This is a genomic window from Paenibacillus sp. ClWae2A (assembly GCF_032452295.1).
In the GTDB taxonomy this organism is placed as follows: Bacteria; Bacillota; Bacilli; order Paenibacillales; family Paenibacillaceae; genus Paenibacillus.
Map to the genome: position 1 here is coordinate 181,553 of NZ_JAULSQ010000011.1, position 9,068 is coordinate 190,620.

Genomic DNA, 9,068 nt, shown 5'->3' on the forward strand with positions numbered 1-9,068 from the left:
AAGAAGAGTCTACTCCGAAGGGAGCAGGCTCTTTTTTTTGCGTTAGCAAGGCGAGGGAAAAGCGTCGGAAAGCACAATGTAACTGGAATGTGCAAGCTGGCAAGTCTGCGGTTCGAACCAAACTTTTGACGCTTATTATGTTCCATCCAAGGTATCTTGAAGGACACGCTCCTCAATATTCGAGAGACGGGGAATTTGTCATCAATATGGTTCCGGCTTCGTTGGTGGAGTCGATGCAGCGATCATCTGGTTCTTGGAAAAGTAGAGCATATACGGGTGAATGCAGAGGCATATGCCGGTCGTTATAAAATATCCATGGAGAGCTGGCTGGCGATTACGCGCTAATTAAATCTATATTTTCAGTCTGAGATAGGGTTACGTAATCTATATCTAAAATAGTGCAGCAGAAAGAACCGCTTCTTCAGCTGTGACTCCTGAAAAAGCGGCCTTTCTCTGAAATTTAAATTGTAGATGTAGGTGGCTAAATCCTCATCTGTAATTCATTTGTTTAGAAATTGGTTCGCCCAAACGTGGCATCACTCTTCACAGTCGAGCTGCTGGATGCGTTGATGGCATCGAGCTGTAACACGTAGTCATAATGCCGGATGTAATATCCGGGCTGACTGTACGATTGAAGGGATACTTTGGTGCTGTCAGCCCAACCAGGACTGCTTAGGAACGTAGCATCTCCCTTGTAGGCGGAGGTTTCGGCATAAGCTTCAAGTACAATTTTATTGCTGGTGTTGCGCTTCAGAAAGTAACCCGGGAAGTTGATGGACTCCAGTGATATTCCTGTGGAGCTGGCAAGACCCGGTACAACGCGGAACTGGGCGTCCAAAGTCGGGGAGACATTTGCATCAATACGAGCGACATAGTTGGCGTGACGGATCATGCGATCCGGTACATTGTGTGAAGTGAACTGGCTGTAGCCTGTAGCTTCAGGCGTAGATGGGCCCAGCATTTTGACTTCATGCAGGGTTGGGGTGTACCAGTTCCCCGGATTATTCCACAAGACGGCGTTCACCATATTGATCCGTACATAACGGGCGGTAAAATGCACAGCATCGGTCGTAAAGCCATAGGTCAGATTGTTGGTGCGATCCAAGGTGGAGTAATTGACACCATCGTTGCTAATCTCAATTTTGTATTTGTAGTACCCTTCAGAACCTTTATACATAAACCAGGACGTGTCGATCTCGGTGATCGTCTTCGGTGCACCGAAGTCCACCTGCCACCAGGCAGGCCAGCTATTGGAGGAAGCCACCCATGAAGTCTGGTAGTTGCCATCATTGACGTTGGATGCAGACGAGCCGGAGGCTGTGGAGCTGGCGGTAGCTGTTTTGCCTTGTGCATGATTGACGAGAGCAGGCGGTGTTACCGCACCCGTTACTGCGTCGATATTCCAAGTTGTATACCACTCCAGTGATGCTTTTCCGTTCGAATCATTCAACGTTAGCGGCAGCCAGATATGTTTGTGCTCTCCAAGGTTCATCGGATTCCAGCGATCCCCCATGTAGATGTAGGATGTGGTGTTGCTGCCTGTAATCGTGGCAATATCATGAATCTGCGAACCAAAGGCAGATGGATTGCCATATGGCGTAAGCGCAGTCCATGGGCCCGTCATGGAAGTTGCTGTAGCATAAGCACCCTGATTCGGATACCAGCCAGCGGCTTGGGAGGTGAAGAGGTAGTAACGGTTCCCTTTTTTCACAACAGCAGGTGCTTCACGGTAGGCGTTCTCGAACAGCCAGCCTTCGAAGGATTGTACTCCGGTGTAACTTGCATTCATTTTGAAAATAGCCATCGTATCATTGGCACCGCCATTTTTGCGTGAAGCAGTAACCAGATAACCTGTGCCATCTGTATCAACAAAGACGGTCATGTCACGGGATTCATAATTGAGTGGGCGGAAGCTGCCCTCATAGGTGAATTTGCCATTCGGAGTATTGCTTGTTGCGACCGCTACACGCCCGAGGTTGTAGTCCGTACCGTTCTCATAGTGTGCCCAAAGCACATACTGGTTGGTGGAGGCGTTATAGATAACTTTGGGGCGTTCGATCTTGCTGGAGGCCAGCTCGGTTGCGGAATCTTTCGTCAGAATGGCGTTGCTGAAAGTCCAGTTCTTCAGATCGGTGGAGGTGTAGACGTTCACGCTGTCGAACCTGCCGCCCACGGCATGTTCACCGTACAGATAATACGTCGAGCCTACCTGCAGCATGTTGCCGCTGTTCGCATGGATGGGGTTGCCTGCGGTGTCGAGCCAATCGGTGCCATTGGTTATCGTGACACTTGCTGCGCTTGTTCGTTCAGGATGAAGTCCAAACAGGGTGAACGTGAGTGCAAAGACCAGAAACCAGACGGATTTCCTGTTACCCATTACATACACCTCCCGAAAAATATCAGATAAAATGTAGCGCTTTCATTTATATTTTAGTTCGGCTAGACTCTTTTTCAAGTGAACAATTCAGCCATTGCTGAACAAACCTTCATCTCTTTGGGGTTGAGCGGTGAGAGCAGAGGAAATGTTCCTAAATGTCATGTACGATGATGTAGAGAGGATCAGGTACACACGTTAAAATGAGGATAGACTTGTTGTTACAACATATCTGGAGGGGGAACCATCATGGACAAGTTTATTGTAGATGAAGACCTTCAAGTGATATTGCAAAATGAAGAAGATGGAACCAGCTCTCTGATTAAGGGAGGCATTACCGCTCAGGATTTTGAAGTCATCTCTACGTATCAAAAGGGGTGGCTGACCTTCGCCTATCTCCGTGATCATCAGGGAATATGGTGGTTCAATGCCCGCAAAAACAAGGCGAGTTTGTTCAGTCAGGATACGGAAGCTTTCCGTGTGATCGATGAAGATTACTGCTGCGACTCTCAGTATGTCTATCTGGAAGATCAGGCCGTGCCTGACTCCGATCCGAACAGCTTCCGGCTGTTGCCGGATACGCCCTACTTTGCTCAGGACCAACGTTATTTATATGTGAAGAGTAGTCAGCATTTTCATCTTTTTGAGGATATTGATACGAACTCTGTGATTGCTCATCACGACTATTGCACCGACAAGGACCATCTGTTCCATCTGTCCAACTCTCTTCGCTATGCGAATGGGGACAAGGATGAGGTGAAGGCATGGCTGCAAGAACATCATTCCGACGTACCTGGCTGGTGGCATGCGAATTATGCCCACAATGCAGAGGGCGCTAAGCAGATCACAGGGAATTGGGTTGAGACTGCGTCGTCCATTTTTTATAGAACCGAATGGGGTGGTACGTATCGTCAAGAAGCAAAAGCCGTATTAAACCTTGTTCGTGGGGTGGACAGGTCTACCTTTGAACCGCTGGATGAGCAGTTTGCACGGGACCGGGAACGTGTTTATTTTCAATGGCGTACTGTAAAAGGAGCAGACCCGGATGCGTTCCAGTCACTAGGTGGACCCTTCGGTCGTGATGGCAAACATGTGTATTACAATGGTTACCGTGTCGACGAGGCAGATGCTAGGCAGTTTGAAGTGTTTGCAGGTACGGAGCATCTTGGACTTTCCAAGGATCAGCAACATGTGTATCGTGGCGAGGTTGTTCGAACAAGTCAGCCTTTCGGTCATCCAGACGATGTGCTTCAGATGATTAAGGGGGCTGATGCTGCAACGTTTGAGTTAATAACACCTTCCGGAAGCTGGGCAGTAGATGCCGATCGTGTGTATTTGTGGGGTAAACCGAATAAACATATCGATCGAGCCAGCTTTACACATCTATTTGATGCCGATCCCCAGAGTTGGGTAATGGATCATAATGGTCTGTATAATGCCAATGGCAACCGTACGGTAAAGGGTGTGAGCGGCAGTACATTTGTCATGCTGAATCCATATTGGGGCAAAGATGAACGTGTGGTGTTCAGCTTTGTGACGGGTGGGGTTTATAAGTCGGGAGATGCATCGACGTTTCAGGTTACGGATGATATCGGGGGCGCGGAAGATGCATTATTTCGGTATACGGTGGAAGGCGGTACAGTGCGGAAAAAGAAGAGGTGAATTGAGCGGTAAGAGTGCGTGTTCAAAAATGCCAGTTTTCAGTACCTAATATAGCCAAGATCTAAGACTTTACTTCATGTTATAATTTGTGGTAGTCCTCATTTCAGAACTAGTCTTAAATCATGGTAGATTTTTTAAGGAATCTTATCTATCTCAACTTCTACCGTCTTTAAAGGTCCCATCTTGAGCTTGGGTCTGAACTCGAATTCGGTTTACTGTAAAACTCTAAGGGGCTTATAATTAATCTATCGGGTGTATGTAAGGAGTATTCAGGGCACATAGGTATTAATCCAATTATTATTATTTGCATTCTTAGCTGATAACGTAACGGAGGTTTCAATCAGATTATTTATACTCATGGAAACCGGAAAGACATACGGAAGAGGGTATTTTCATTTCTATAGATGGTTTTTTTAAAGATTTTCTGTAGCAGCTCCATTGATCTGTAAGTCTAAATACAGTTCTCATTGATGGCGTTGACTTAAGCTTGGTATTTGGAGGTTATGGAGACTTAAAAGAAATGCTCGATATGAAGATGAGAGCTGCGCAGACTTAAGATCATATCTACTGTGACATTAACCTCAGAGCAAACAGTAGGAGTAGCCTTAGATCTCTATTGATTATCATCATCTTGTATTGATATATCCATTTTACTATTACTTGTGATACGGTTATTCGTGTCGGTCTAACTGCGAAAACGAAAAGAGCAGCTTTTGGCGATTCCTATAAGTATAAGGCCTGTTGCCTCCCACAAATTAACGTACGATGTTACTTATCAAAAATCTCAAAATGTCTCAGCTAATCTGCAAGTGTAAGATTTATGTGAGCTTCTATTTTATACCTAAGAACTTGTTGTTTATAGTTTTATACAATTCTTTCAGTTCGTTTTGTAGTTTGCTATAAAACTCTGTCTGTTCTTCGCCTAATAATGGATTAACCGAGCTTCTGATTAAATAATCCTCCAGAGATTGAGACTTCAATTTCAATTTATTGTAAAAATCTTCATCATTATATAGGTAATAGAGGGAATCCTGTCTAATATTATTTAACTCATCTCTTATTTTATCTGTATCTTTAAGCACCCCATTTGGATCGATATGTATGTATTTCCTTGCATTTGGTAAACGTTTTGTTAAGTACTCCTTGTAGATTTCATTGAAGTAAATAGCCTCCAAATTTGTTCGGTTTAGTTTATGTTCTCTTTCATCTTGTATAAATGCTACCATTATTGATATGAATATTGCTGCTATAGATATTACTAATGCTGCTACATCCAATATATACTCCCCCTCATTAAATTTTTAAAGTAAATTTCGTATTATAAGATTCTTTATATCAGGAATCGAAGAAATAATAGAAACTCTATCTTCAATGCCGCTAATTCCAATATTCTTAACAATATCCTCAAAAAAACCCTGTATGAAAGAGGATGCTATTGTATCAATTCTATCTGGAATTACTATTGTAATATTATATTCGTAATTTACGTTTCCCATTAATTGTTCCTTAAATACTTGTTTACCTAGTGGGTTACCAGCCAGCTTAGTTATCATCTTATCAAATTTCAATTCAAAATGATTATGCATTAGTGTCACTCCTCTTTTTTCATAACAAAATTCAAATTATATGCTGTGCCTGGCATAGTGATATGACCGTTAATTAATAATTTTTCCTGAGGATTTTTGGTTAAAAAATCCTTCTCAGCATTGAAGCCAATCCATCCTTCTTCATTATATGACAAAAAATCGCGCTCAAAGAATAAACCTCTTCTACCAGTTAATACGTAACAGTGATAAGCATCTGAATAGTCTTCGAGTCTGTGGATTAATTTAGTTAATCCTGTTCCACCTGTACTTTCATTCTTCAACCTACCTGAAATTTTATGCTGAAATGAAGCGATATTATAAAAATCCTCCTCACTATATAATGAATTAAATCCCTGCTTATGAATAGTATATGCATCTAACAATTTTGAATGTCTCTCATTTAACATTTCTTTATTTTTAATTTTTTCTGATATTGAGTATCCCAACAATTTAGGTGAGAAGTTTAAGATTGTAATGTTTATACCGTAAAAAGTGTCGGTTGTTTCTTTTTTATTATAGGGCTCAGTAACATCTAAATCGATAAGACAATCCGTATTAGTATGCTCTAATGCGTTTCCTGCTAATTCTATAATTACTTCTGTTATTGCATCTCTATATTGTTTAGTAACAGAAAATGTTTTTAAGAAAGTATCTAAATCAGACATAATCATTGACAATAGATAGGGATCCTTATTCTCTTCAGTTTCTATAACTCTTCTATAGTGTGACTTATATATCTCTTTTTTAAACTTTTGTGAAAACTTAAGAGGGTCTTTAATAGACGTTCCTAATAATAATAAAGGTGATGACCCTATACCTTCTGTATTGATTTCCTCTTTGGCGCTAAAACTAACAGTAACTTTCCTTTTACATGTTTGAAGCAAATAGTTACAGATACATTCAAATATGATATACGTTAATTTATCAGTAATTTTTATATTGCCCAAATCAAAATGAATAGGTAGTTTTACTTTATGGTATTTTTCTTCGACGGCATTGACAAACCCAATAATATCTTTGATAGCTGATCCATTGAAAATTGGTTTATCTAATCTATAGACTATAGAATTTTTATACATCTTAAACTTTTTAACTTGTTTTTTTTCATTATTTATCAGTAGCAGATGATCATTTTTCATTTACTATTCACCCCAGACTAATTTGTGAAATATACTGGTAGTAGACTAGTTATTCCAATATATCTAACACAAATTATACCAAACTGTTTTTCACTTTCAATAAAGCTGATTTACTTGTGATACTACGTCAAATTAGTTCCGATTACAATGTGATATTTTCTTGGTCAATAGTAAGCTTTATCAAAAAAATGCCTTAATTGTGATACTGTTCACCGTACCGGTCGATAGGTATAGAATGATTCTTTATTGCAACAAATGCATTCCAATAAAGACGTTTCACAAGCAGCCCTGTAATAACGTAATGTTAACAGGCTTGCTTGCCTTATTTAGAGCGTTAAGGAAGGTAATACAAGTTTGATTCACATAATAAGAGGGAAGAAACTCCAATAATTGAAATTAAATATACTAAAATGTACCCAATAAGAGGGAGGCTTTGTAAAAGGTCAACTTATGGGTACATTTTAAAAAGTCGTTTCCATCTATTCGATCCTAGTTCACCAATCTATTTATGACCTTTACGAACCTTGAGTTGCATCTTTTTGATCGTTGTATTCTGCATAAGCTCCAGTACGAGTGGGCCTTTGCCATTCAGAATCTCCACATCTGTTACATTGTCTTGAATGGTAATGATCCCGATATCGTCTGCAGCAACTCCTTCAAGCTTGGCGATGGTACCTACAAAGTCAACGGCGCGAAGTTTCTTCTTCTTGCCTCCGTTGAAGTTCAGCTTCATGATCTGTTGGTTCAACTGTTCACGCTTGTCCTTTTTACGTTCAGGAACGATCTTCAAGCGTTTTTCAAAATCTTCCCTGCGGCGATCTACAGCTTCCTCGGAAGGAGCCTTCACGACAGGGATTTCGAATCCAATATAGGATTCAATCTCCGCCAGACGTCTGCCATCTTTCGGTGTGATCAACGTAATGGCTTTACCTGTTTTGCCTGCGCGACCCGTACGGCCTGTGCGGTGAACATATCCCTCTTTTTCCAAAGGAATATCGTAGTTGATGACATGAGTAATATTGGTAATATCAATACCACGTGCGGCTACATCCGTCGCGATCAGATAACGGAATTGTCCCCGTCTGAATGCGTTCATCACTTCGATCCGCTCATCCTGCTCCATACCACCATGGATACGATCTGCTGGGTAGTCAAGGTCAGCCATGACCCGGAACAGTTTATCCACATTCTCCTGCGTACGGCAGAATACAATGCAGCTATCCGGATTTTCCACAATGAACAAGTCCTGAAGCAACGCGGTTTTATTCACCTCTGGTACGTTAATCACAGCATGTTCAATCGTGGCTGTTGTCAGTCCACTTGCCTTGATCTCGATCTCCACCGGTTTGTTCATGTATTTGCGTGACAGCTTGGCTACATCTTCAGGGAACGTAGCGGAGAACAACATCGTTACGCGCTCCTGCGGCAGTTTCTGAATGATGGACTGTACCGTCTCGATAAAGCCCATATTCAGCATCTCATCCGCCTCGTCAATAACGAGATAGGCAATCCGTTCGAGTGGCAACGTGCCGCGTTCGATATGATCCAGTACCCGACCTGGTGTACCGACAGCCACGTGGGTTCTTTGTTTTAACTCTGCTTTTTGGATATGAAAAGGGGACTGTCCGTATAGTGCGGTTGCTTTAATACGCTTAAAGCGGCCGATATTCGTAATATCTTCGTTAACCTGCAATGCCAATTCCCGGGTTGGGGTAAGAATCAAAGCCTGTGGCTTATTCTCATTCCAATCCACGAGCTCGCAGAGCGGAATGCCATAGGCGGCTGTTTTACCACTACCTGTCTGTGATTTGACCACAAGATCCTGATTCTCCAGTGCTACCGGAATAACTTTGGTTTGAACCTCGGTTGGTGTCTCATAGCCCAGACTATCCAGTGCTTTTACGATCTCTTCACCAAGTCCATAATCTTTAAATTGTTGCTCGCTCATCGTTTACCTCTTTTGCGTTAGTTTTGAATACTCTACATACAAGCATTGCACCGTACATTTATCGTATACCTCTTCATTATACTCTATATGCAGGCAGGCTAACGGAGTAAATGCTTCAAGTGTGTAAATTGTTTTCATGATTTCTGATTTGAGGGAGCAACGTTTGTTGCTATTCGTATGTGTATCATAACGTTCCACGTGAAACGAAATGTATCGGCATAGTTTGCTTGGTGTTAATGAATGCAAGGTTCATTATACTCTATATGCAGGCAGGCTAACGGAGTAAATGCTTCAAGTGTGTAAATTGTTTTCATGATTTCTGATTTGAGGGAGCAACGTTTGTTGCTATTCGTATGTGT

Annotated in this window: 7 protein-coding genes; 2 read left to right on the forward strand and 5 right to left on the reverse strand. The window is 41.8% G+C overall.

What is annotated here, in order from left to right:
• The first annotated feature begins 195 nt into the window (after positions 1-195).
• Positions 196-345 carry a hypothetical protein gene (locus QVE09_RS25070; RefSeq protein ID WP_221820092.1) on the forward strand — a complete coding sequence of 50 codons (150 nt, stop codon included), beginning with the start codon at positions 196-198 and terminating at the stop codon, positions 343-345.
• A 163-nt stretch (positions 346-508) separates the two neighbouring features.
• On the opposite strand, the gene QVE09_RS25075 is transcribed toward QVE09_RS25070, so the two are convergent.
• A complete protein-coding gene (locus tag QVE09_RS25075) occupies positions 509-2,377 on the reverse strand; it encodes an AbfB domain-containing protein (RefSeq protein ID WP_315939010.1) in 1,869 nt (622 codons plus the stop codon).
• A 246-nt stretch (positions 2,378-2,623) separates the two neighbouring features.
• Here QVE09_RS25075 and QVE09_RS25080 point away from each other — a divergent pair, with 246 nt between their 5' ends.
• Complete coding sequence (locus QVE09_RS25080; protein ID WP_315939011.1) at positions 2,624-4,036, forward strand: DKNYY domain-containing protein; 1,413 nt, start codon at positions 2,624-2,626, stop codon at positions 4,034-4,036.
• Between the two features lie 830 nt (positions 4,037-4,866).
• Here QVE09_RS25080 and QVE09_RS25085 read toward each other — a convergent pair.
• The 4 genes from QVE09_RS25085 to QVE09_RS25100 form a co-directional block, all read right to left on the reverse strand.
• Positions 4,867-5,313, reverse strand: a complete 447-nt coding sequence (locus QVE09_RS25085; RefSeq protein WP_315939012.1) for a hypothetical protein — start codon at positions 5,311-5,313, stop codon at positions 4,867-4,869.
• A gap of 24 nt (positions 5,314-5,337) precedes the next feature.
• The gene (locus QVE09_RS25090; protein ID WP_315939013.1) at positions 5,338-5,622 is read right to left on the reverse strand and encodes a hypothetical protein; all 285 of its coding nucleotides are present in this window, start codon (positions 5,620-5,622) and stop codon (positions 5,338-5,340) included.
• A 5-nt stretch (positions 5,623-5,627) separates the two neighbouring features.
• Positions 5,628-6,761, reverse strand: a complete 1,134-nt coding sequence (locus QVE09_RS25095; RefSeq protein WP_315939014.1) for a hypothetical protein — start codon at positions 6,759-6,761, stop codon at positions 5,628-5,630.
• A gap of 502 nt (positions 6,762-7,263) precedes the next feature.
• A complete protein-coding gene (locus QVE09_RS25100; protein ID WP_315939015.1) occupies positions 7,264-8,709 on the reverse strand; it encodes a DEAD/DEAH box helicase in 1,446 nt (481 codons plus the stop codon).
• Between the last annotated feature and the right edge of the window lie 359 nt (positions 8,710-9,068).